This window comes from Paenibacillus sp. HWE-109 (assembly GCF_022163125.1).
Lineage (GTDB): Bacteria > Bacillota > Bacilli > Paenibacillales > NBRC-103111 > Paenibacillus_E.
Genome location: NZ_CP091881.1, coordinates 4,833,332 through 4,854,491, shown reverse-complemented (window position 1 = coordinate 4,854,491; position 21,160 = coordinate 4,833,332). Strand labels below are relative to the sequence as shown.

Sequence of the window (21,160 nt, the reverse complement as noted above, 5' to 3'; positions counted from 1 at the left end):
GTGTGGAGCGTATTAGGCGTACTCATAGTTTCGCTAGGTATATTCATATTGGAAACCAAGTCTCTATGGCGCAAACAATTGCGAAAGGAAGCATGGACATACAGTATCTTGCTTTTCATTGGTGTGGCAATCAATATCACACAGATTCTTCATATCAAACTCCCTAATCCGCTTGATGCTATGATTTTCATATATAAGCCCATTAGCGATGCGGTGTTCGGTTTCTTACAATAGCTTGGAAGAGGTGAGGTAGATGCTTCAATTGGATAAGGGAATGATCAGCGCGCGCCAATTTACGATCATCGTCATTCTTCTCATGATTGGCGACTCCATTCTGATTATGCCTTCAGATGTGGCTAGCAACGCTCATCAAGATGCTTGGATAGCAGGACTGCTGGGAATTGGTTATGGCTTGATGGCTACCTGGAACTTTACCTTGCTGGGAGGACTTTATCCCAAGCTTTCCCTCATTCAATATACACCGATTATTGTAGGGAGATGGCTGGGGGCCCTTATAAATATTATTTTTTTGATCTACTTTATGATGACAACAATGGGGATCTCTTGGGAAATAGGTGATTTTATAACCAGTAATGTCATGCCAGAAACGCCGATAGAGGTTATTGAGTTGTTGTTTTATGGGGCGATGATTTACGCTGTGCGCCTTGGACTTGGGCCAATTATACGGGCTGGAGAAGTTTTCTTCCCATGGGTCGTACTCATTTTGCTAGTGTTGATATTCATGCTTGCCCCTGCAATGGAACTCAGTCAAGTAAAGCCGATATTGGAACATGGGGTGAAGCCTGTGTTGCTTGGCATGCTGCAAGCAGGCACTTTCCCATTCGTGCAAATGTCCTGCTTGCTCATTATCTTACCTCAAATTAAAGATAGCAAAAAAGTAAAAAAAAACTTCCTGATCGGAGCTCTTATAGGTGGCCTCGCACTAGAAATTGTATTGTCGCAAAGTATTCTTGTCCTCGGTGAATATTTGACTGGGAATACATTGTATGTCAGCTATGCGCTGGCTAAACAAGTTAATGTGGGTAATTTTCTGCAAAGAGTGGAAGCGCTTATCGCTGTTCTGTGGATTATTACCACGTTTATTAAAGCAACGATTTACTTCTACGTGTTAAATGTAGGCATAGCCCAATTCCTGAAGCTGAAGGATTACAAAATGTTAACCATTCCTACCGCTGCGATTTGTTATGCCTTGATCTTTATATCTGCGCCGAATACGTCCTATTTTAACGATGTGGCTTCAAAAAAGTGGCTTTTTTATGATATGACGATTGGTTTAGCCATCCCGCTTCTTTTATTAGCGGTTTATATCGTTCGGAAAAATAAGCTGAAGCGTATGAGTGGTATGAATACATGAAAATACTTCTAACTATGCATAATATACGCAGAGGTGACGAATATGCATATGATGTTGGAAGTTCTTTCAGATTGGAAAACGCTCTTATGGGCATCGTTATCCTTTCTGGTTCCATTTAGCATCTCCAAATTATTTGGCTGGTTTTTCCAAAAGGAAAGGTCCAATCGAGGTTGGAACAAAGAAGATAATACCACGTCAGCAAGCCATCCTGCTCCAGCCCCCGAGAACTTGCCTCGAAAGTTGTGGAAAGATTGGCCGCCACGCGACATGTTGGGCGAAAATCTACAATCAAATTTATCGATTCTGGGCGATCAACTAGGTGACAATACGGATTTTTCCATCCGTAAATTTAAAATTGGACATACAGAGACTCATGCGGCAATCGTCTATATCAATAAAGTATCTGATTTAAAGACCATTCAAGAATTTGTTCTAAAACCATTAATGATGGATCTTGGTCATATGGATATTTCAAATCTGGAAGCAAGCTGCGATTTCAAACATTATGTGAAAGATCATGTCTTGCCACTTTGCACAATAAACGAAATACAATCCTTATATCAGGTCATTGAAGGGGTGTTGACAGGGGGAACAGCTTTACTCATTGAGGGTATTCCCGGCGGTCTGATGCTAGGAACTGGATCCACAGTCCCGCAGAATTTCGAAGAACCAACTTCAGAAGCGCTTGTGCGCGGACCTAAGATCGGTTTTGTCAACGCATTGGACGAGAATATCTCGCTTTTGCGTATGAGAGCATCCGATCCTAATTTGCGAATGTTGAAATGCGAAGTAGGAGAACGGAACAAGAAGAATTTGGTTATTTCTTATGTGGATGGCATTGCCGATCCGAACTTGGTGGATGAAGTGAAACGCAGAATTGAGAGTATTAAGATCGATGACCCGCTTGATTCCAGTTATATTGAACAATTAATTGAAGATAATTTCATGTCGCCATTTCCCCAGGTGCAAAGTACAGAACGACCGGATCGCGTCATAGCTTCACTGTTGGAAGGCAGAGTTGCCATTCTAACAGACGGCACCTCCTACGTTTCCATCGTGCCGGTTACGTTCAGCATGCTTTTGCAGTCGCCAGAAGATTATTATGTTCGCTGGATTCCAGCAACTTTGATTCGCCTTTTGCGCTTTTTTGCGGCGTTTATGGCTTTACTTGGACCGGCCATTTATATTTCCTTCTTATCCTTTCATCAAGGTTTGATTCCGACCAAACTTGCTATTTCGATGGCGGGTACTCGTGAGGGAGTTCCCTTTCCGCCATTTTTAGAAGCATTAATTATGGAAGTTGTTATTGAAATCTTGCGTGAAGCAGGACTTAGGTTGCCCAAACCTGTCGGACAGACAGTCGGACTTGTCGGGGGCTTGGTTATTGGACAAGCTGCCGTTGAAGCAGGCATCGCCAGTCCGTTAATGGTCATTGTTGTTTCGTTAACTGCAATCTCTTCGTTTGCCATTCCCCAATATGATGCGGGAATTGCATTACGGATGCTGCGCTTTGCTGCTATGTTTTCAGCGGCGCTGCTTGGGATCTATGGTGTTGTCATGTTTACCCTGTTTCTCACTATTCATTTTGTCAAACTCAAAAGTTTTGGTATACCTTATGCCTCGCCCATGGTTCCCTATCGGTTGAATGATTGGAAAGACTTTTTGATACGTGCTCCCCTCTCGATGATGAAATTGCGGCCGCAGATGATGAATGTACAGGACCAAACACGGCAAAGGGAAGACCCGAAGGAAGGGAAATGAGTGCATGATCCATCCTAATGACCGTATTACGACACCGCAAGCCTCCGTAATCTTAGCCAACATCCTCTTGGGTGTGGGCATCTTGACGTTACCTAGACTATTAGCGGATAAGATGAAGACCCCGGATGGATGGATAACGGTGATCGTTGGAGGTCTGATCTCGTTTGGTTTTGGGTTGATAATGGTTAAGCTCTGTCAGAAGTTCCCTGGCAAAACTTTTTTCGAATACAGCCAATTCATTATGGGGAAATGGGCGGGGCGCGCGCTTAATGTAGGGGTAATCATCTACTTTGCACTCTTTGCTGGATATGAAATTCGTGATATGTCAGAGATCATCAAGTATCTCTTGTTGGAACAAACCCCCAAAGAGTTCACTATTCTTGTCTTGATGTGCGTTGGTGTCTATCTTACTTCCGGAGGGATGAATCCCATTGCGCGAATGTTGGAGCTAATTCTACCTTTCACTTTACTTATTATTCTCTTTAGTTTTTCGTTAAGCTTGAGACTGTTTGAACTCGATAATCTGCGCCCGGTGCTGGGCATGGGACTTGGTCCTGTGCTCAAAGGATTACCCGAAACTTGGAGATCCTTTGCAGGCATTGAAACGATGTTATTCTTTACTGCATTTATGAGCAGGCCGGAAAAGGCTGGCAAAGCACTATTGGCTGGCATCGGGATTTCCGTGTTCATACATGTGCTTACTGTAATAACGGTCCTGGGAGGCATTCCGTTTGAACAGGTTGCGACCTTGACATGGCCTACGATTTCGATCGTCCGTTCTTACGAACTTACCGGTTTTTTCCTCGAACGATATGAATCTTTGCTCATCGTGGTGAGGCTAGTACAAGTATTTACCGGGTATGTCATTTACCATTACATCGTTGCTCTTGGAATCTCTCAAACATTTAATAAAGAAATTCATCGATATATCTTTATCGTTCTGCCTGTGATTTTCATGATAGCCATGTTTCCCAAAAGCATGAACCAGCTGAATGAACTGGGTGAGGTGATTGGCAAAATCTTTCTATGTATCATTTGTCTGGTTGCACCTGCACTTTTTCTTATTACTTTGTTAAGGAAGATATCACATGTGCCCAAATAAATATTTCATCAGACATTGGCGTTTAAAGCTGCTCATTGTGCCTCTACTCTTATTGACGGGTTGTTGGGATAGTAAAAACATTACGGAATTGTCGTTAGTTATCGGAGAAGCGATAGATCAAGGTGACGAAGCGCCAGTGGAGAAAAAGTTGAACGAAAAGGGCGGCGGTTACCGCAAACAAGATTTGATAACGATAACCTGGCAAATTGTGATTCCGAAAATTGCTGCATCCAAAAACGCCTCAGCAGGCCAGAAACCATACAAAAATCATTCCATTTCAGGAGATATGATTCATCAATTTGCGAGAGAAGCTTCACTTGAATCCAAGCCGCTATTTAATCAGCATCAAAAAATGTTCGTCTTCGGGGAAAAGCTGGTGCGCAGCATGGATTTGCAGACGCTAATCGACCAGCATTTTCGTGATAACGAGGTTAGGGAAAGCGGCTTTGTTCTAGTTGCCAGAGGACTTGCCAAAGATACGTTGGAGACTAAAGGCTCGGATATTCCTGTGGACCGTCTTATTCGAATTTCCAAAAATCAATACAGAAATACAAGGATACTGCCGCCGATGACCATCCAAAATGTTATGGAAAAGGTGTCCACCCATTCAAGCTTCCTAATTCAGAGCGTCGTTGCCGCACAAGGGGAAGTGAAATTTGCAGGAGCTGCCGTGTTTAAAGGAGAGACCAACAAGCTGATCGGCTTTCTGAGCGAAGAGGAGTTGGAAGGATTGACATGGCTGACTGGAAAGAGCAGAGGAGGGGTGATCAAGACATGGGATGAGCAGAATCAGCCGTTTATTATTTATGAATTGGAATCTCTTAAGAGTCGTATTCGACCGAACGTATCTGGCGACAAGATCTCTTTTCATGTCGAGATTGAATCGGTTGGCCGATTAACCGAGGACTGGCGAGAAAAAGTGGACTATTTCGAAGACGAATTCCTTCAATCAGCGGAAAAAGCGGCAGAAAAAGAAGTTATTCGACATGTCGAGATGATTTTAAAAGCTATGCAAAACAAATATCACGTAGAGGTTGCCGGGTTTGGCAATCAAATACGAATCCACTATCCAAAAGTGTGGCAAAAAGTTAAAAATAACTGGGATGATGAGTTCAGTGAAATCCCTGTGACGTACAGCGTGAAACTTAAAATAAACGACTATGGCTTGAGACATATGAAAAAGTGAAAGTTTTTGTTGCACATTGCATCTTAGATCACACGGTCGAGAAACCAATAAATGCCGAACGCGCCGATTATGCATGAAACGCCATAAACCGTCTGGACTTTCCAGCGAGTTTGCCCAATCTTATGAATGATCGGCAACAGTACAAGCAATACAGCCAATTGTCCTAGTTCAATTCCGAGATTGAAGGAAAACAAAGGTAAGGCAACTTCTCCCGAGAAACGACCCTCTAGAAGTCCGGCGAATCCGAAGCCATGAATAAGACCGAAGAACGCTGTAACCAGCCAACGCCATTTGTACTGCTTGCGTACTATATTTTCAGCGGCCACAAACACAATGCTTAATGCAATTAAAGGCTCAATGATTGCCCCGGGAATCTCAACTATTTCTAATGCTGCCAGAACCAAAGTTATACTGTGTCCAATTGTGAAAGACGTGATGATTTTCAAATAGTCATTCCATTTCAGACGGACGATAACCAGACCTAAGAGGAACAAAAGATGATCATACCCCGTGAATAGGTGCTCCATGCCAAACCAAATGTAATTCCATGCCATTAATAACCAATCGGGTATCGAAAATTCCAACATTATTTTGTCCTCCTTTTTTTTCTCAGTCTTGTCAAATAGATCATCATGGTTATCATTGCTCCTGCAACCAGTAGCAAGATAGGCAGAATCCATAGAGGGACTTTGATTTTTATGAGCCGATTAACGAGCGCTTTAGGGCTGTTGGGATCCATATAAAGAGGTAAGATTCGATTGTTTTTGTCGAAATTATGCTCTTTCCTCGAACCATCAATGGATGTAACTGTTGCGAAGTTGCGATGTAACGGACTTACGTTGAACAAGAGGTCATATGTAATAAACAGCTCATCAATCTTCTTCTCAAACGTATAGTCAAAGTTCAACTTGACCATCGGAATTCCTGGACCTTGTTGAGAAATCTCCATAGACTCAAAATTCGACTGTAAATCGGCATCATCCGCTTTAATGGACAAAGACCGTGCCACGAACTTCTCTAAATCGGGTTTCACTTGATTTGCTTCTTCTATTGTAACTGCACCGTCTCGATTCAGATCCAGATTAAGAATCGGACTCAATTCATCCGGAAGAAGCAACAGCTCATACCGTAAACCGTCCTCCCTGAGTGTTATATTAGAAAAACCGACATCCAAGTTGTGAGCCTTTGCCGTTTCCGGCTGAAGAAGCCTCCACGCCTGTGAAGTCAAAAGTGGATTGACTGGCAATGCTGCTGTCAAGATGAAGCAAACTATTGTGCAGGACATTACGGCAGCAACTTTTTTGGGGGCTTTCATCGAGGAACTTCCTCCTTTATTTGTATAGTGATAAACAACATAAACAAATAAGTTTTTTGCGTATATTCCATGTGTTTAACTGTTATTAATATTAAGTCTAGTGGTTTCTTAAAGTTGTGTCAATAAAGTTTACATGAACTTAATATAATGATTGCTGTGTGAAATAAATGTAAAAAGAAGAGGTTTCCCTCTTCTTCTTGAGCATGCATATCGTGTCAACTGTCCCGTTAAAGGTGTGGATTCTTTGATTTAATTACTTGCTTACGAATAAGTGAGACCATCATTACCAAGCAAAAGCCATAGTGATAATTACCAAAAGAATAAAGAGAACAAGAACTTCTGCTACATTATTGCGGCGATACCCTTCTGCTACTGCTACTCCCATATCGATCCACTCCTTGATTGAATTTATATTACTCTTTATGATATGACAACATTTACCCTTTGATTGGACATCTATACAAGGGTATTTGAACATTTTTTAGTTGTTTCACAATGCAATTGCCCAAGGCAACGCCTAACAAAACTCCATATTCGAATCATTTAATTCCATTTATAATTAAAATTAAGAAGAATATAATTAGGCTACGAAAAGTGAGGGGAAGAATGGATGTCTTTAATTGAATTCGGCATTGTAGGCAGAGGGTGGAGAGCTGATTATTATTTGCGGATTGCGAGATTACTGCCTCACCGTTTCGCCGTCCGTGCGATGTTAGTCCGTGACGAGGAACGAGGCAGGGAGATCGAAGAGGAATGGGGCGTGAAAACCTACCGTGATATCGAATCTTTCGTTTCAAGCGGGCCTCTCATGTTCGCGGTTGTTTCCGTTTCTAGGGATGCCATGCCGATCTGCACACTGGAGCTGGCAGAAAGGAACATTCCGATATTGACTGAGACACCTCCGGCTAACGACATCCCAGGAATGATTGCCTTATATGAGTCGTTGCGCAAACTCAAAGGACGCGTACAGGTAGCTGAACAATATTTGTATCAGCCGATGCATGCTGCACGTATTGCTTTTGTGAGATCAGGTAAACTGGGGGACGTTTCTCAGGTGCAAGTATCGGCTGCTCATGGTTATCATGGCATCAGCCTGATTCGAAAGATGCTAGGCATTAATTTCGAGAACGCCATCGTCAGGGGACAGAGATTTACCTCGAATATCGTGAAAGGTCCAGGGCGTTATGGGCCTCCCGAAAGTGAAGTGATTGGCGATTCGGTGCAGGATATCGCTACTCTTCGATTCGGAAACCAACTGGCTTTGTTCGATTTTACAGGTGATCAGTATTTCTCTTGGATTCGCCATAATCGTATCCTCGTTCGCGGAAGCCATGGAGAAATAACGGACGAAACGTTCCGGTATTTGAGGGATTATAAGACACCTGTCTATGGCAATTTCCGAAGAGTCGATACCGGTCATAACGGTAACTTGGAAGGGTATTATCACCAAGGGATTACAGCAAATGAAGATTGGGTGTATGCAAACCCACTTGTTCCCGGGCGTCTATCCGACGATGAGATCGCCATTGCTACTAGCTTGACTAAGATGGCGGACTATTTGCAGGGGGGGCCGTCATGCTATGACTTGGCAGAGGCGATGCAGGATAATTATTTATCGATCATGATGCAGTTGGCTATCGAATCGGGAGAGGAATTGACGACGATAACTCAACCATGGGCGAAACAATAAAAAGCCCTGACCGTCAGGTCAGAGCAGAGCAGGAGTGGAATCTGTAATTCCCTGTACGCCTTCTTAACAACCAAAAGCCCACGGATAAATGCCGCACAAAGGATCGCTTTTCAATAGATTCAGGTTTGGACCGATATTAGTCCAACCAACTAAATCTTGTGGAGATACAACAAGCAATTGTAAACCTGTAGGGGTAAGTGATACGAGTGTCGCAGCTTGTGATAAAGAGTTGTATCCAGCAAAAAGAACCGTTTGTGGAACACCTGCAATTGTTGTTCGGTAATAATGACCAGGCGTGCTGTTTACCAACCAAGATGCTGGAGCGAAATGCGTTGGGACTCGAGACGGCAATGCGGACGGGTAAGGCGTGTAATGTGTAGGATAATAGTAACTCATTGATCAATTTCCTCATTTCATGGTTGAATTGCTTACTCTACAGGTGTATGCCCATTTAATGTAACTTGTTACATTATTTGTATTAATATTGAGGTATGAGCAAGAAATAGAAAAAAACGAAGATGATGATTACAACGCTACTTGAGCAATAGACAAAAAGCCTTGAAGGGAAATCCCCTCAAGGTTTTTTTGGAATAATAGAAAGTATAAGTTTTGGGTGGATTTAAGGGGTTCTCCCTTTTTAGTTGACGTTCACAGCATGCCTCATTGCTTTGGGGGGGGCCGTCTCAAAGGCATCTAATGAACTGTAGGATGCTTATAGACGAGAAAATGGCTATCTTGGAGATGTAATGAACTGGATTGGCGTTATCCGGTACTTTACTGGCTGAATTGCTATCAATTGCTTGCATTAGCGCATCTGGCATTCATTAGATTTTCAGAATGAGCGATTTTGGCCGAATAAAGGTTATTGGGTTCGTAAGGAGGCTTGCGAAGGTGCATGGACTTGAAGACCTAGTGCAGGTTAGGTTTTCGTGCAAATATTAGAGTTTATATGTTTTGGAGTGAGCACGGAGTTACTCCAGCCGCCTTTTGCGAACAGAAGGAGGGAACTATAGTCCGCTATTCCTAGCCAAAAGTATCCATATCGCAGGGGTCAGGGAACCACAGTCCGCTATTTTGCTGTTTCAAGGCAAATTCAGCGTTTTTCGTGAAAATAAGACCCTGTAGTTCCGCTAATACCCCAGCATCCCTGCTATTTGCCTATATAGCGTCCTCTAGTTCCCTTAACAGGTTTTGTCGCTACGAAGAGGCTGATCTCTCAGGGCGGCGAAGCCGTTTTTCTTAGCTATTTATCGTGCCGACGTGGCGGAAGCGGGCCGAGATACTGGAACAGATTGCATTCAATCCGTCCGTTAAACAGCTTGCGCTTCTTATCCGCGCGGCGATTCATATAATGCTCGAGCTGCGTGCTCGGGCTCAAGATGAACATGCTCCATGACGGCATTGGAGCGGTAAGTGCGCCGAGCTGGCGCAGCGCCACCTCGACATCCTGGGCTTCACCAAGCCGCTCCCCATAGGGAGGGTTGGTGATTAAGCAGCCATAGTCGCCGCGCGGGCGAGCTTTGACCACAGGTTCCACGCGAAGCTGGAACTGTTTGGTCAAGCCTGCGGCTTTGGCTGCCGCCTCTGCCACTTCGATGGCAGAGGGATCGATGTCACTGCCGATGATGTTTAGCGGAACATCGTCTTTGACGAGATCGAAGGCCTCGTCGCGGGCCTTGTCCCAAAGCTTGCGCGGGATCATCCCCCACGCCTCGCTAGGGAAGCTGCGCCGCAGTCCTGGCGCGATGTTCCAACCGATCATCGCCGCCTCGATCGGGATGGTTCCCGACCCGCAGAACGGGTCGTAGAGCGGCCGCTCTACATTCCAGCGGCTTAGCAGGATCATCGCCGCGGCCATCGTTTCTTTCAGCGGAGCTTCGGTAACTAGCTTGCGGTAGCCGCGCTTATGCAGACTAGCACCTGTCGTGTCGATGGTCAGTGTTGCGATATCGCCGAGCAGGGCAACTTCAATAACGTAGCGGGCTCCATTCTCTGGAAACCACTCTGTTCCGTAGCGAAGCTTCATTTTCTCAACGACGGCTTTCTTGACGATTCCTTGGCAAGCGGGAACGCTCGATAGTTGTGACTTATGGGAACGCCCTTCGACAGGGAATTCAGCATCGTTCGGAATCCAGTCCGGCCAAGCGAGCGCCTTCGTACCTTCGAATAGCTCATCGAAAGTCAGTGCTTTAAACTGGCCCATGAGAATCAGGATACGATCAGCGGTCCGCAGCCATAGATTGGCGCGGCAGATGGCCAACTCATCGCCTAGGAAGCGGACACGGCCATTCTCGACGGTTACTTCCGTATAGCCAAGATCACGAATCTCGCGGGCAACGATAGCTTCAAGTCCCATTGGGCAAGTTGCAATTAATTCTAATTGTTGTGGCATAGTTGAATTCCTTCCATCCGGGTTGTACATCGCTCATAAAACTCATACAATTAACAAGTATAGGACAAATAGGTTACACTTACAAACGAAAAACGCAAAGTGCAAGCTTTCGTATCAGAAGGAGGAACATCAAGATGGAAATACTAACGCCTGAAAGCTACTCAGAAGGCTTATATGAGGAAGATGCGGTGCTGGAACGTGTGAAGGCAGTCATCCGCAATAAAAATATGCCAGAAATATCGATTGCTCCGGGGTATGGCCGATTGCTGACGATGCTGGTCTCGATGATCAGTGCCAAAAAGGTATTGGAAATAGGAGCTCTAGGCGGATACAGCGGGATTTGTTTGGCTAGAGGGCTAAAGGAAGGCGGCAAGCTGGTATCGCTTGAATTAAAGCAGGAATTTGCCGATGTCGCCAAGCAAAATGTAGAAGATGCCGGACTTGGGCATTATGTCGAGTATCGGATCGGTGAGGCTCTCGTACATTTAAAGTCATCGCTTGAACAAGGAGAACGATTCGATTTCTTCTTTATCGATGCAGACAAGGTGAATTACCCGAATTACTTGGAACTGGCCATCCAATTGGCCAATCCGGGGGCTGTCATCGCCGGTGACAACACACTGATGAGAGGTAAAGTCATCGATGCCGCCCAAACCAAGGCCTCTGTCCAAGCGATGCGAAAGTTCAATGAGACGATTGCCCGGGATCCAAGGTTAGAGAGCACCGTACTGCCTGCTTATGACGGATTAGCATTAGCACAGGTGAAATAGACGGTCAAACGAAAAGCGCTGTGGAGCCTGCTGGCTTACAGCGCTTTTCGTTTGTGTAGATCAAGAAGCTTTCTGGTCGATTATAGAGAGGTTTGATTCATTTTGCTTATTGGGTGTAGCTGGTTTAAGCTGCGTAATGGGCGTAATAGGCTGAGGTGTTGAAATTGGATTCGTGATGTGCTGCTTCTTGAAGGGAATAGCGCTCATGCCATTCCAGTAAATAAACAGAACTTCTGCACAGATAACAATTAACACAATTTTGCGCCAGTTCAACTTCATGAATGAGTTCCTCACTTTCAATGATATTTTCATATTACCATAAAGTGGAAGATATTCCCATTGTAATTTCTGTGATTTGAATGGCATCCCTTATTTGTGGACTAAACCAGTAGTAATCTCAAGTTCATATCGCTCACTTTCAGGCATTTGTGCCTTATAAGCCAACTGAACAGCAAGATCAATATCATAAGGAACACGGACGAATTGAATGGCGAACCCAACTTGTTCGCTGCTGTCTGTTTCTCCTTCCAATACGCAATAGCCCGCCTGTGGAATACCGTCATAGGGGGTTCCTACGCTTCCCACGTTGAAAAGCATAAGCCCGCTATTAGGACGACGATCAGAGCGTTTCTCTGAGGGGTTCTTGAGTGTTAGAAGATATGGAATATGGATGTCGCCATAACCCACGATATCCGGCTGTTTTCCGTCAGTTGCTGCAATCATCTCGGTATTTATAAACATAGCTAAGCGTTCTGTTTTGGATGCTTTACGTTTCACGCGGTGATAAACACTTTGTGCTGAAGCATGAAAGAAGCGAAAGTGCTTGCCGCTGACATGCAAGTCAACGGAGAAGGGGAGCTGCTTCAAATAAGCTAGCCGCTCTGGACCAAGCTGCTGCTGATGCCATAAGCCTGCTGGAAGTTCTTGGGGAAGTGTAATTCCCAAATCCCAGTTCCCCTGCACCACGGCTTCACATACTTCTTTAATCCGGTCAACCACAGCCGCCGAGTCAGGACCTTTGCCGACAAGATCCCCCAGGCAGATGATGCGTTCAATTTTGCGGCGGTGGATATCGGTAAGCACAGCTTCTAGGGCTGGCAAATTTCCATGAATATCTGAAATGATCGCAATTTTCTCTAGCATACTTGTTCCCTTTCTAATAAATCTCTTATGGACATATCTATTGCTTCTGTTATACCACACGGCGCCCAATCTGCAAATGTTCACGCCATACGATTACCCAAGGCGAGCTTCATCTGTTATAATTTGTAGGGGGAAAGGGGAATGTTTTGAATGGAATCCAGACAAGAACGTCACCGTAAACCGAAGAAAGAGCGTACTTCTACGAAGAAAGCGCCGCTTAAGGTCATTGGTGGCCTAACGCTTGCCGCAGTCGCATGTTTTGCTATAGGTATTGGCATTTCCTATTGGTCCAACCAGAGTAAATTAACGCCAGATGCGGAGTCGGCTGCATCACCAGTGGCCGTGGCATCACCTCCAACAATGAAACCAACAGCTACTGCAAGCGCGAAACCTACTGTAAAACCAAGTCCCGAGCAAACAGCGAAGGCCATTATCGCATCACCGGCCCCTACCGCTTCAGACACATCTTCAGCTCGTGGTGGGCAAGTGAAGTTATCGTTTGTAGGTGATGTCATTATGGCTTCCAAAGTGGAAGATATTTTGACACAGAAGGGTTATGACTATCCCTACCTCCAAGTGAAGGATCTACTAAGCAAACCTGATTTTACAATTGCAAATTTAGAAACACCCATAACGAACAGGGGCACGGTGCAAAAGAAGGATTACGTTTATCGTTCTTCGCCGCTAGCATTGCCGCCATTCAAAGCTGCGGGATTCGATATCGTGAATTTGGCTAATAACCATGTGATGGATTACGGCCCGGAGGGTTTGCAGGATACGATAGACGCACTTGATCAAGAGGGCATCCAGCATGTGGGTGTGGGTAAAGGTGTAGAAGAAGCTTATAAACCTGTCATTGTTGAAAAAGATGGCGTTAAGATCGCTTTCTTCGGCTTCAGCCGCGTTGTGCCGGAAGCTTCATGGAAAGCGGCAGCGGGGCATCTCGGTGTAGCGGAAACTTACAACTACAAGCCGCCTGTGGAAGCGATAGAGAAGGCCAAGGCAAGTGCTGATCTCGTCGTCGTCATGGCCCACTGGGGTGTTGAGCGAAGTGATAATCCGGACAAAAATCAAAAGGATTTGGCGCATCGATACATCGATGCCGGTGCTGACTTGGTTGTCGGCGGTCATCCGCATGTGATGCAGGGCTTTGAGCAGTATAAGGGCAAGTGGATAGCTTATAGTTTGGGGAATTTTATTTTCACGACGAATGACACGCCCAAAACGTGGGAAACCGTTATTTTGGAAGCAGCTTGTTCCAAAGACAAGTCATGCAATATTCATTTAGTGCCCATTATAACCAAATCGGCGCAGCCCGCGCCCATGAATTTCGAAGATGGAGCCAAGCTGTTTGAACGTTTGACCCAAATTTCGATTGGAGCACGTGTGGATAACCAAGGAAATGTGAGTAAGAAATAAGCCGGAGGAGTAATCACATGACAGAAGCAATTCGCAATATTTATTGTGTTGGACGCAATTATCGCGCCCATGCCGCGGAACTGGGGAATGATGTTCCAGAGCAGCCTATGATATTTACCAAACCAACGCATGCGCTTGTCGAAATCAACGGGGGGGAATTAACGCTTCCTGGCGATCAAGGCGAGATTCACTATGAGACGGAGCTTGTTTTACATATTGCGAAGCCATATGCCGCAGGGATTAAAGTCGATGACATTGTCGATAAATATGCGCTTGGCATCGACTTTACACTGCGCGATGTTCAAAATGTGATTAAGAAAAAAGGCCAGCCCTGGCTGCCCGCCAAAGGGTTTCTCAATTCCGCGCCCATCAGCTCTTTCCGACCTTTTCCCGGGGCAGCGAAATTGATGGAAACGAATTTTCAATTGCGCCAGAATGGCCAAGTCGTTCAGAATGGCAACATCAGCAACATGATCTTCGATCTGCAAACAATTATTGATTATATTGCTGCACATTATGGTCTTGGTGAAGGCGACATTATTTATACAGGCACACCGGAGGGGGTAGGTCCCGTTAGCAACGGGGATCGATTGGAGCTCACTTGGGATGAAGAGGTATTCGCAGCAGTGACCATTCTCATTTAATAATTGTAAAAGGCAGTCTCAAAAAGTCAAAGATGACTTTAGAGACTGCCTTTTGTAATAAGTGTTATTTATCCGTGTGATCTTCCAAAGCCGTATCGGAAAATTCTTCGCGAATGCGGAGGATATTCGGTAATTGTTCGAAGAAGACGTCTACAAGTTGGGGGTCAAAATGCTGACCTCGCTCTTCCTTGAAGAGTTCCAAAATACGATCAAGTTCCCAAGCTTTCTTGTAGACTCTTTCACTGCCAAGAGCGTCGAAAACATCAGCGAGTGCTGTAATTCGGCCCAAAATGTGGATCGCGTCGCCGCTTATTCCTCGTGGATAGCCGCGTCCGTTCCATTTCTCATGATGTTCATGAGCGACAATTGCCGCTGTTTTAAGGATGCTGCGGTTGGAATTTTTCAGTAGATTGTAGCCAACTAACGTATGATTCTGCATGATTTTGAATTCATCTTCCGTCAACTTCCCAGGTTTATTCAAGATGCTGTCTGGAATGCCAACTTTGCCAATATCGTGCATGGGTGAAGCCATTCGCAGCAATTCCGCTTCTTCCTGACTCATGCCGAGTCCTAGTGCTAATAGATAAGAGTACTCAGCTACACGCTTTACGTGATTGCCGGTTTCTTTGGACCTGCTCTCGCCAATTTCCCCCATTCGGATAATAAGTTCCTTCTGCGTCTCTTCAATCTCATTCGTCAGCAACGCGGATTCCAATGACTTGCCCGCATAAGAGGAAGCCAAGGTTAAATATTCCATATCCTTGTCTGAGAATTGCTTGCAGGCGGTCAGTTTGTTGATGGCTTGGTAGGCGCCCATAATTTCGCCCTGGCTATTGCGAAACGGAATAACCATGAGAGCTTTGGTACGATAACCCGTTTGTTGATCGGTTCGCAAAGCACCGCTTATGAGGTAGGTTTTATATTCTTCATTCGTGTAGGCATCATCAATAAACACCGCTTTATCATAGGTTACCGCATACCCGACAAGTCCGGCAGTGCTTGGAATACGAATCTCATCAAGGCCGTGGGCCACTTTGGACCACAACTCATTCTTGGTTGTATCCAGCAGCCAGACCGTACAGCGATCAGAGACAATCATCTCGCGTCCCATGTCAGCCATCAATAACAGCACTTTCTCCAGCACGCGTTCATTGGCAATTTTGGCTGCATAGTCAAAAATGACACGCAGCATTTCTTGAGGATCTAAATCTACCTTTTCGGATTTTAAATTGAAGTGTTCGTGCTCCATGTCAGCCTCCTTGCATATCGCATTTATTTTACCATATATTTCGTAACTGTAGGCGGCATTCCTGCTAGAAAACACGGTTTTTGATTGATTTTGTCGAAATTTAATGTTGCCTTAATAATTAGGAAATCGAGAATAAACTTGTGCTACAATGAATGTCATAGCATCCAGAAAGCAACTTGCTCGTCAAGTGTTATTTATAAATTTTGGAAGAAGGTGCTGAAATTGGCGTGGTTGTGGGGATTAGCAGGAAGCTTGGTTATCGCAGGCGCAGCGTATTGGAGGAAGTCCCTGTCGCTCTCTGGTCTGATTTCTGCTGCAGTGCTTGGGACTACCATGTTTGCGTTAGGCAGCTTAGCGTGGTTTGGGACGCTGATTGCTTTTTTTGTTTCTTCAACACTCCTCTCTAAATTCAAACATCGTCGAAAGGCTGCAGTGGAAAGCGATTATGCCAAAGGTGGGAGACGTGACGCAGGCCAAGTTGCCGCCAATGGCGGTCTTGGATTGCTGCTGTGTTGGGGACATGCCATGTGGCCAGATCCCGCTTGGTGGATGCTCTTCGTAGGGGTTATGGCGACGGTTAATGCAGATACATGGGCTACTGAAATTGGCGGATTGAGCAAGGCCGCGCCGCGCTCCATCTTGAATGGTCGACAAGTCTTGGCTGGAACATCCGGCGGTGTTACGGGACTTGGTTTGCTAGCCTCTGTATTGGGAGGTTCATTCATTGGAATCATTGGCGGCAGTTTTAGTCAAATGGGAGATAGAAGCTTTGATTTGTACGAATTGCTGACTCTAGTCATCGTGGGAGCACTTTCTGGCTTATTGGGATCGCTGGCTGACTCTTGGCTGGGCGCAACGTCTCAGGTCATGTATCGCTGTCAAGTATGCGGGAAGACGATTGAGAAGAAGGTTCACTGCAAGCAGCAAGCCATTCAAATTCGCGGCATGCGTATCATGACCAATGATATGGTCAATGCCGTTTCATCGCTCATCGGCGGTTTGGCCAGTTTGGGTATTAGCCTGTTGTTGTAAATGAATAAACAACCCTGTTGCCTCCGGGCAGCGGGGTTGTTTGACGTAAACCTATTGCACGGCAGGAGGCTTGGATTCGTTAAGCGTAATTTCCGGTGTTGACGGCTCAACAGTTGCAGGCATAAGCGCTTCCTGCAGTTGTTTCTCGAGTTGGCGGACTTTACGCTGAAGCTTGTACTGACGTACCATACCGAAGAGTCCCACGATCAAGCCGCCTAACAGTGTAGAGGTTAGAATTACAAGGATTAAAGGCGTGGATGTCTGGGCGAACATGAAATTAACCTGTACAGGATCCACATTAATGACAGCAAATACAGCAGTTATAAGGGCGAATACTAAAGCAGAAATCAGGATCCATTGCATCTTCATCCGCTAAACATCCTTTCATGAGGAAGAGGTTGCGGGCATTCGCCAACAACCTCTCTCTGAGCAATTACTTCGTTAACTGTTCCATTTGATCGAGCAGTGAACTGAACACGCTCATCGCTTGTTTGATAGGTTCCGGAGTCGACATATCTACGCCAGCCTTCTTCAGGATGTTCAGCGAGTAATCGCTGCCGCCGCTTTTCAGAAAGCCTAAGTAGCGATCGACTGCTAGCTGGCCTTCATCCAGAATTTGCTTCGCGAAACTGGTCGCAGCAGAGAAGCCTGTTGCATACTTATATACATAAAAGCTGTTGTAGAAATGTGGAATACGCGCCCATTCCATCTCAATGTCCTGATCAACGACCATGTCCTTGCCGTGGTAGAGCTTATTCAGACCATAGTAGATTTCACTGAACTCCTGGGGAGTCAGAGATTCGCCTTGCTCTGATTTCTCATGTGTAATCATTTCGAATTCTGCAAACATCGTTTGGCGGAATACCGTCGTGCGGAACTGATCAGCGTAATACGTCAACAGATAAAGCTTTTCTTTGGGATCTGTCACGCGCTTTAATAGGTAATCCATAAGTAAAGCTTCATTAAGCGTAGAAGCAACTTCTGCTAAGAAAATGGTATACTGCGCGTAACGGTACGCCTGAGTTTCGTCAGATAAATAAGAATGGATGGCGTGACCCATTTCGTGTGTCAACGTAAACATGCTGTTCAAGTTGTCTTTATGGTTCAGCAAAACGTACGGATGTGTGCCATATGCACCCCAACTATAAGCGCCGTTCCGTTTGTTTTTATTCTCGTACACATCGATCCAGTGATTATCAAAGCCGTCTTGCAAGATTTTCAAGTAATTTTCGCCCAGTGGGGCTAAACTTTTCTTGATTTCTTCCTTGGCTTGTTGATACGTAATGTCCATTTTGAACTCTTCAACGAGCGGTGCAAAGAGATCATACATATGTAATTCATCGACTTTCAGCAGCTTTTTACGCAGTTTCAAATAACGCTGAAGCTCAGGAAGCGAGTCGTGAATTGTGACGATTAAGTTCGTATAAACTTCCTTCTTGATATTGTCGCCGAACAATGTGGATTCAAGAACTGAAGGATAGTGGCGTGCTTTGGCATAGAAAATATTCTTATTGATATTCGCGCTTAGTGTAGCACCAATTGTATTCTTATGACTGCGGTAAGTTTCGTACACGGCATGGAACGCATTTTTCCGTACTTCCGGATCGCGGCTCTCCAAGAACTGAATGTAGCTGCCGTGCGTGAGCTCGACTTCTTCGCCTTTTTCATTTTTGATTTTCGGGAACTTCAAATCGGCGTTGTTCAACATACCGAAGATCGTGCTGGGAGCTCCCGCCATATTGCCCGCTTGGGCGAGCAAAGCTTCTTGTTCCTTAGTCAGCGTATGAGGCTTCTGACGAATCATTTCTTCCAGTGTATCTTTATAAAAGGTTAAAGCGGGATCGTCAACTAACTGTTCAAGCTTTTCATCTGACAAACTGAGAATTTCAGGAGAAATAAAGGAGAGTGCTTCCCCGACTTCGACGCTGATTTTTTTGGCTTTATCCGATAATGCTTGATAAGTTGGCTCTGCTGTATCTTCATGATGTTTCATGTTGGCGTACACATACAGTCTTTCTGTCTTCAGAGAGACTTCATCTTCCAACTCGAAACATTGCTTCACTGTAGCGGGATCGCTAAGTTTACCTTGGAAGGCGCTGATTTTGCCAAGCGAGTTCTTCACACTTTGAAATTCCTGTTCCCAAGCCTTCTGGTCGGCGTATAAATCCTCCAAATGCCAGCGGTGCTCGGCCGGTACTTGCTTGCGTTCCAATATTTGAGTCATTGGAGCCCTCCTGTTCTTGTTTTGAGTTTGGGGTACTTGGTTTTCTTGTGCATGCAAATCGGCTGTGGGGATTGAAGTCAGAAGAAGTCCCATTGCCGCAGTTACATAGATCCAGCGCATCACGGTCACTCCCGGCGTATGCCCATGGGGAGATCCAGAAGAAATCCCATATCATGGTTTTCACCTAGTATGACCGTTAACCCATTCAATTATGATTATATGAAAAAGCTGGAAGGAAGTAAATTTACACTCCGGCTCCAAAGAAGCTAATCAAGATCAGGACAAACGATAACGACACCATAACAATGGCCAGCAAGGCAAGGTAACGTTTCATTTGTGCCGGAAGGCTGTCTTTTTTCATGATTAAAATGATCGCTAGGCAGAAGGAGACGAGTACGAAAGTAATAATAGATCCGGAATTGGTCATTGGAGAATCATCCTTATCCCTATAGAGTATGACGCTTGCTCACAAGCGCATGATACTAAGTTTCGCTGCGAACAGGCAAACTCCTTTTTCAGCCGGCATGCGGCATGGATTTGTCCGAATTTTCACTGTCGTCATCTGTTTCAGCTTTGACGAGAATTAATTTGCCGCGGGCATCCATTTTGACGGTATAACGATCTTCTAGAGACATTTGCGCCTCTTCGCTTAATTCCTTTGGCACTGTCAATTGCCCGCGCTCTCCCACTTCCACCAAATACCCAACCATTTTGGCCCATTTGCCTGCGGCAAGCACAACGACAATCAGTAAACCGATGAACAACCATTTGCCAAGCGGATTGGAATCGAAATAAGGGGCAAGGAAATTCTCGCCAGTAATCATTTTACCTGCAGTTAGCGCAAGCACACCTGAGCCGATATAAACGATCCAAGGGTAGGTCTCAATCCATTTAATGAATAAAGTGCTTCCCCAAACGACGATTGGCACGCTGACCAGAAGACCAATAATAACAAGCAAGAAATTTCCGTGTGCAGCACCAGCTACGGCGATCACATTATCTAGACCCATAACTGCATCGGCAATAATAATCGTACGGATCGCTGCCCACATGCTGTCTTTGGCTTGCATATTTTCGTGATTTTTCTTTTCGCTGAGCAGCTTATAGGAAATCCATAGGAGCAGAATTCCACCGACTAGCAGCAGGCCGGGAATCTTCAATAACGTAACGACAACGAGTGTAGCCAATGCGCGGATGATGATGGCACCGACGGTACCCCAGAGGATGACTTTCTTTTGTGTTTCCTTTTTCAGATTGCGGGCAGCCATTCCGATGACAATCGCGTTGTCGCCTGCTAAAACCAAATCAATAAGAATAATACTGAGCAATGAAATAAAAAAACCTGTTGATAACCAATCCATAATCGAACACTCCCTTAGCAATTTTTTTGAAAAAAAATAGAGCCTGACACCGATGGACCGGTGAAGGCTCTAATTCATCAAAAAAGACCTTCACCAATAAAACATGGCAAAGGTCTTGCTAACAACGTTGTCGTTGCCAATAAAGCCGGGATCTGATGAGGATCCGAATTGACGACTTTACTGTATCAGCTACTCCCCTTTGGAGTAAACGCTATGAAATTATATCTTTATTATAGGAAGACTAGATGAGGAAGTCAAGGCATTTGGACCCTAGGATTGGACAGCTTGGACTAAACGGCTTTGAAAGCATCCATAATGGCTTGCCATTCTTCCTCTGTACCTTGGAATTTATCCTTCGCAAATCGCTCATTGGCCCAGTGAAGCATGGCTGGACGACCGATGAAGGTATGGCATTCTTCGCCCCATTGGTCACTGATTTCGGTCAAGACAATTTTGGTTCCTTGGACCTCGACATTCAGCATGTTCCATTTGTCTTT

At 45.1% G+C, this 21,160-nt stretch carries 22 protein-coding genes; 10 read left to right on the top strand and 12 right to left on the bottom strand.

Annotation, left to right across the window (positions count from 1 at the left end):
• Genes LOZ80_RS20835 through LOZ80_RS20815 form a run of 5 tightly spaced genes read left to right on the top strand, consistent with a single transcriptional unit; the run spans position 1 to position 5,424 of the window.
• Positions 1-234 (top strand): hypothetical protein, encoded by a 234-nt coding sequence (locus LOZ80_RS20835; protein ID WP_238166512.1) that lies wholly within the window; start codon positions 1-3, stop codon positions 232-234.
• A gap of 19 nt (positions 235-253) precedes the next feature.
• A complete protein-coding gene (locus LOZ80_RS20830) occupies positions 254-1,375 on the top strand; it encodes a GerAB/ArcD/ProY family transporter (protein ID WP_238166511.1) in 1,122 nt (373 codons plus the stop codon).
• A 48-nt stretch (positions 1,376-1,423) separates the two neighbouring features.
• Positions 1,424-3,136, top strand: a complete 1,713-nt coding sequence (locus LOZ80_RS20825) for a spore germination protein (RefSeq protein ID WP_238166510.1) — start codon at positions 1,424-1,426, stop codon at positions 3,134-3,136.
• A gap of 4 nt (positions 3,137-3,140) precedes the next feature.
• Positions 3,141-4,238 carry a GerAB/ArcD/ProY family transporter gene (locus tag LOZ80_RS20820; RefSeq protein ID WP_238166509.1) on the top strand — a complete coding sequence of 366 codons (1,098 nt, stop codon included), beginning with the start codon at positions 3,141-3,143 and terminating at the stop codon, positions 4,236-4,238.
• A complete protein-coding gene (locus LOZ80_RS20815; protein WP_238166508.1) occupies positions 4,225-5,424 on the top strand; it encodes a Ger(x)C family spore germination protein in 1,200 nt (399 codons plus the stop codon). Before LOZ80_RS20820 ends, LOZ80_RS20815 begins: the two co-directional genes overlap by 14 nt.
• 23 nt (positions 5,425-5,447) lie before the next feature.
• Here LOZ80_RS20815 and LOZ80_RS20810 read toward each other — a convergent pair whose 3' ends face one another.
• Both LOZ80_RS20810 and LOZ80_RS20805 read right to left on the bottom strand, forming a co-directional pair.
• Complete coding sequence (locus LOZ80_RS20810) at positions 5,448-6,011, bottom strand: HupE/UreJ family protein (RefSeq protein ID WP_238166507.1); 564 nt, start codon at positions 6,009-6,011, stop codon at positions 5,448-5,450.
• Positions 6,011-6,739, bottom strand: a complete 729-nt coding sequence (locus LOZ80_RS20805) for a DUF6702 family protein (protein ID WP_238166506.1) — start codon at positions 6,737-6,739, stop codon at positions 6,011-6,013. The genes LOZ80_RS20810 and LOZ80_RS20805 overlap by 1 nt, the downstream gene beginning before the upstream one ends.
• 610 nt (positions 6,740-7,349) lie before the next feature.
• On the opposite strand from LOZ80_RS20805, the gene LOZ80_RS20800 reads away from it, so the two are divergent.
• Positions 7,350-8,429: a Gfo/Idh/MocA family oxidoreductase gene (locus tag LOZ80_RS20800; protein WP_238166505.1), complete on the top strand. Its 1,080-nt coding sequence runs from the start codon at positions 7,350-7,352 to the stop codon at positions 8,427-8,429.
• A 63-nt stretch (positions 8,430-8,492) separates the two neighbouring features.
• Here LOZ80_RS20800 and LOZ80_RS20795 read toward each other — a convergent pair whose 3' ends face one another.
• Complete coding sequence (locus LOZ80_RS20795) at positions 8,493-8,825, bottom strand: hypothetical protein (protein ID WP_238166504.1); 333 nt, start codon at positions 8,823-8,825, stop codon at positions 8,493-8,495.
• 847 nt (positions 8,826-9,672) lie between these two features.
• The gene (locus LOZ80_RS20790; RefSeq protein ID WP_238166503.1) at positions 9,673-10,821 is read right to left on the bottom strand and encodes a THUMP domain-containing class I SAM-dependent RNA methyltransferase; all 1,149 of its coding nucleotides are present in this window, start codon (positions 10,819-10,821) and stop codon (positions 9,673-9,675) included.
• A 134-nt stretch (positions 10,822-10,955) separates the two neighbouring features.
• Here LOZ80_RS20790 and LOZ80_RS20785 point away from each other — a divergent pair, with 134 nt between their 5' ends.
• Complete coding sequence (locus tag LOZ80_RS20785) at positions 10,956-11,591, top strand: O-methyltransferase (protein ID WP_238166502.1); 636 nt, start codon at positions 10,956-10,958, stop codon at positions 11,589-11,591.
• Positions 11,592-11,651: 60 nt separating this feature from the next.
• Here the strand turns inward: LOZ80_RS20785 and LOZ80_RS20780 are convergent, their stop codons facing one another.
• Both LOZ80_RS20780 and LOZ80_RS20775 read right to left on the bottom strand, forming a co-directional pair.
• On the bottom strand, positions 11,652-11,870 hold the full coding sequence (locus LOZ80_RS20780) for a hypothetical protein (protein ID WP_238166501.1): 219 nt from the start codon (positions 11,868-11,870) through the stop codon (positions 11,652-11,654).
• Positions 11,871-11,960: 90 nt separating this feature from the next.
• A complete protein-coding gene (locus LOZ80_RS20775) occupies positions 11,961-12,734 on the bottom strand; it encodes a metallophosphoesterase family protein (RefSeq protein WP_238166500.1) in 774 nt (257 codons plus the stop codon).
• 150 nt (positions 12,735-12,884) lie between these two features.
• Between LOZ80_RS20775 and LOZ80_RS20770 the strand changes: the two genes are divergently transcribed.
• Both LOZ80_RS20770 and LOZ80_RS20765 read left to right on the top strand, forming a co-directional pair.
• Complete coding sequence (locus LOZ80_RS20770; protein ID WP_238166499.1) at positions 12,885-14,153, top strand: CapA family protein; 1,269 nt, start codon at positions 12,885-12,887, stop codon at positions 14,151-14,153.
• 17 nt (positions 14,154-14,170) lie between these two features.
• Positions 14,171-14,797: a fumarylacetoacetate hydrolase family protein gene (locus LOZ80_RS20765; RefSeq protein WP_238166498.1), complete on the top strand. Its 627-nt coding sequence runs from the start codon at positions 14,171-14,173 to the stop codon at positions 14,795-14,797.
• A gap of 64 nt (positions 14,798-14,861) precedes the next feature.
• Here LOZ80_RS20765 and LOZ80_RS20760 read toward each other — a convergent pair whose 3' ends face one another.
• Positions 14,862-16,046, bottom strand: a complete 1,185-nt coding sequence (locus tag LOZ80_RS20760; RefSeq protein ID WP_238166497.1) for an HD domain-containing phosphohydrolase — start codon at positions 16,044-16,046, stop codon at positions 14,862-14,864.
• A gap of 222 nt (positions 16,047-16,268) precedes the next feature.
• On the opposite strand from LOZ80_RS20760, the gene LOZ80_RS20755 reads away from it, so the two are divergent.
• Positions 16,269-17,078 carry a DUF92 domain-containing protein gene (locus tag LOZ80_RS20755; RefSeq protein ID WP_238166496.1) on the top strand — a complete coding sequence of 270 codons (810 nt, stop codon included), beginning with the start codon at positions 16,269-16,271 and terminating at the stop codon, positions 17,076-17,078.
• Positions 17,079-17,129: 51 nt separating this feature from the next.
• On the opposite strand, the gene LOZ80_RS20750 is transcribed toward LOZ80_RS20755, so the two are convergent.
• From LOZ80_RS20750 to LOZ80_RS20730, 5 genes are all read right to left on the bottom strand, one after another.
• Entirely contained in the window at positions 17,130-17,447 is a 318-nt protein-coding gene (locus tag LOZ80_RS20750) for a LapA family protein (RefSeq protein ID WP_189009168.1), read from the bottom strand.
• 64 nt (positions 17,448-17,511) lie between these two features.
• A complete protein-coding gene (pepF, locus tag LOZ80_RS20745; RefSeq protein WP_238166495.1) occupies positions 17,512-19,302 on the bottom strand; it encodes an oligoendopeptidase F in 1,791 nt (596 codons plus the stop codon).
• A 244-nt stretch (positions 19,303-19,546) separates the two neighbouring features.
• Positions 19,547-19,729 carry a hypothetical protein gene (locus tag LOZ80_RS20740; RefSeq protein WP_189009162.1) on the bottom strand — a complete coding sequence of 61 codons (183 nt, stop codon included), beginning with the start codon at positions 19,727-19,729 and terminating at the stop codon, positions 19,547-19,549.
• A gap of 88 nt (positions 19,730-19,817) precedes the next feature.
• Positions 19,818-20,663, bottom strand: coding sequence for a TerC family protein (locus tag LOZ80_RS20735; RefSeq protein ID WP_238166494.1), 846 nt, complete (start codon positions 20,661-20,663; stop codon positions 19,818-19,820).
• A 290-nt stretch (positions 20,664-20,953) separates the two neighbouring features.
• Complete coding sequence (locus LOZ80_RS20730; protein WP_189009572.1) at positions 20,954-21,145, bottom strand: hypothetical protein; 192 nt, start codon at positions 21,143-21,145, stop codon at positions 20,954-20,956.
• Between the last annotated feature and the right edge of the window lie 15 nt (positions 21,146-21,160).

Bases quoted from the DNA above. Each gene is read 5' to 3' on its own strand.
- LOZ80_RS20830 (WP_238166511.1), top strand. From the start codon at position 254: ATGCTTCAATTGGATAAGGGAATGATCAGCGCGCGCCAATTTACGATC.
- LOZ80_RS20825 (WP_238166510.1), top strand. From the start codon at position 1,424: ATGATGTTGGAAGTTCTTTCAGATTGGAAAACGCTCTTATGGGCATCG.
- LOZ80_RS20820 (WP_238166509.1), top strand. From the start codon at position 3,141: ATGATCCATCCTAATGACCGTATTACGACACCGCAAGCCTCCGTAATC.
- LOZ80_RS20815 (WP_238166508.1), top strand. From the start codon at position 4,225: ATGTGCCCAAATAAATATTTCATCAGACATTGGCGTTTAAAGCTGCTC.
- LOZ80_RS20810 (WP_238166507.1), bottom strand. From the start codon at position 6,011: ATGTTGGAATTTTCGATACCCGATTGGTTATTAATGGCATGGAATTAC.
- LOZ80_RS20805 (WP_238166506.1), bottom strand. From the start codon at position 6,739: ATGAAAGCCCCCAAAAAAGTTGCTGCCGTAATGTCCTGCACAATAGTT.
- LOZ80_RS20800 (WP_238166505.1), top strand. From the start codon at position 7,350: ATGTCTTTAATTGAATTCGGCATTGTAGGCAGAGGGTGGAGAGCTGAT.
- LOZ80_RS20795 (WP_238166504.1), bottom strand. From the start codon at position 8,825: ATGAGTTACTATTATCCTACACATTACACGCCTTACCCGTCCGCATTG.
- LOZ80_RS20790 (WP_238166503.1), bottom strand. From the start codon at position 10,821: ATGCCACAACAATTAGAATTAATTGCAACTTGCCCAATGGGACTTGAA.
- LOZ80_RS20785 (WP_238166502.1), top strand. From the start codon at position 10,956: ATGGAAATACTAACGCCTGAAAGCTACTCAGAAGGCTTATATGAGGAA.
- LOZ80_RS20780 (WP_238166501.1), bottom strand. From the start codon at position 11,870: ATGAAGTTGAACTGGCGCAAAATTGTGTTAATTGTTATCTGTGCAGAA.
- LOZ80_RS20775 (WP_238166500.1), bottom strand. From the start codon at position 12,734: ATGCTAGAGAAAATTGCGATCATTTCAGATATTCATGGAAATTTGCCA.
- LOZ80_RS20770 (WP_238166499.1), top strand. From the start codon at position 12,885: ATGGAATCCAGACAAGAACGTCACCGTAAACCGAAGAAAGAGCGTACT.
- LOZ80_RS20765 (WP_238166498.1), top strand. From the start codon at position 14,171: ATGACAGAAGCAATTCGCAATATTTATTGTGTTGGACGCAATTATCGC.
- LOZ80_RS20760 (WP_238166497.1), bottom strand. From the start codon at position 16,046: ATGGAGCACGAACACTTCAATTTAAAATCCGAAAAGGTAGATTTAGAT.
- LOZ80_RS20750 (WP_189009168.1), bottom strand. From the start codon at position 17,447: ATGAAGATGCAATGGATCCTGATTTCTGCTTTAGTATTCGCCCTTATA.
- pepF (WP_238166495.1), bottom strand. From the start codon at position 19,302: ATGACTCAAATATTGGAACGCAAGCAAGTACCGGCCGAGCACCGCTGG.
- LOZ80_RS20740 (WP_189009162.1), bottom strand. From the start codon at position 19,729: ATGACCAATTCCGGATCTATTATTACTTTCGTACTCGTCTCCTTCTGC.
- LOZ80_RS20735 (WP_238166494.1), bottom strand. From the start codon at position 20,663: ATGGATTGGTTATCAACAGGTTTTTTTATTTCATTGCTCAGTATTATT.
- LOZ80_RS20730 (WP_189009572.1), bottom strand. From the start codon at position 21,145: ATGCTGAATGTCGAGGTCCAAGGAACCAAAATTGTCTTGACCGAAATC.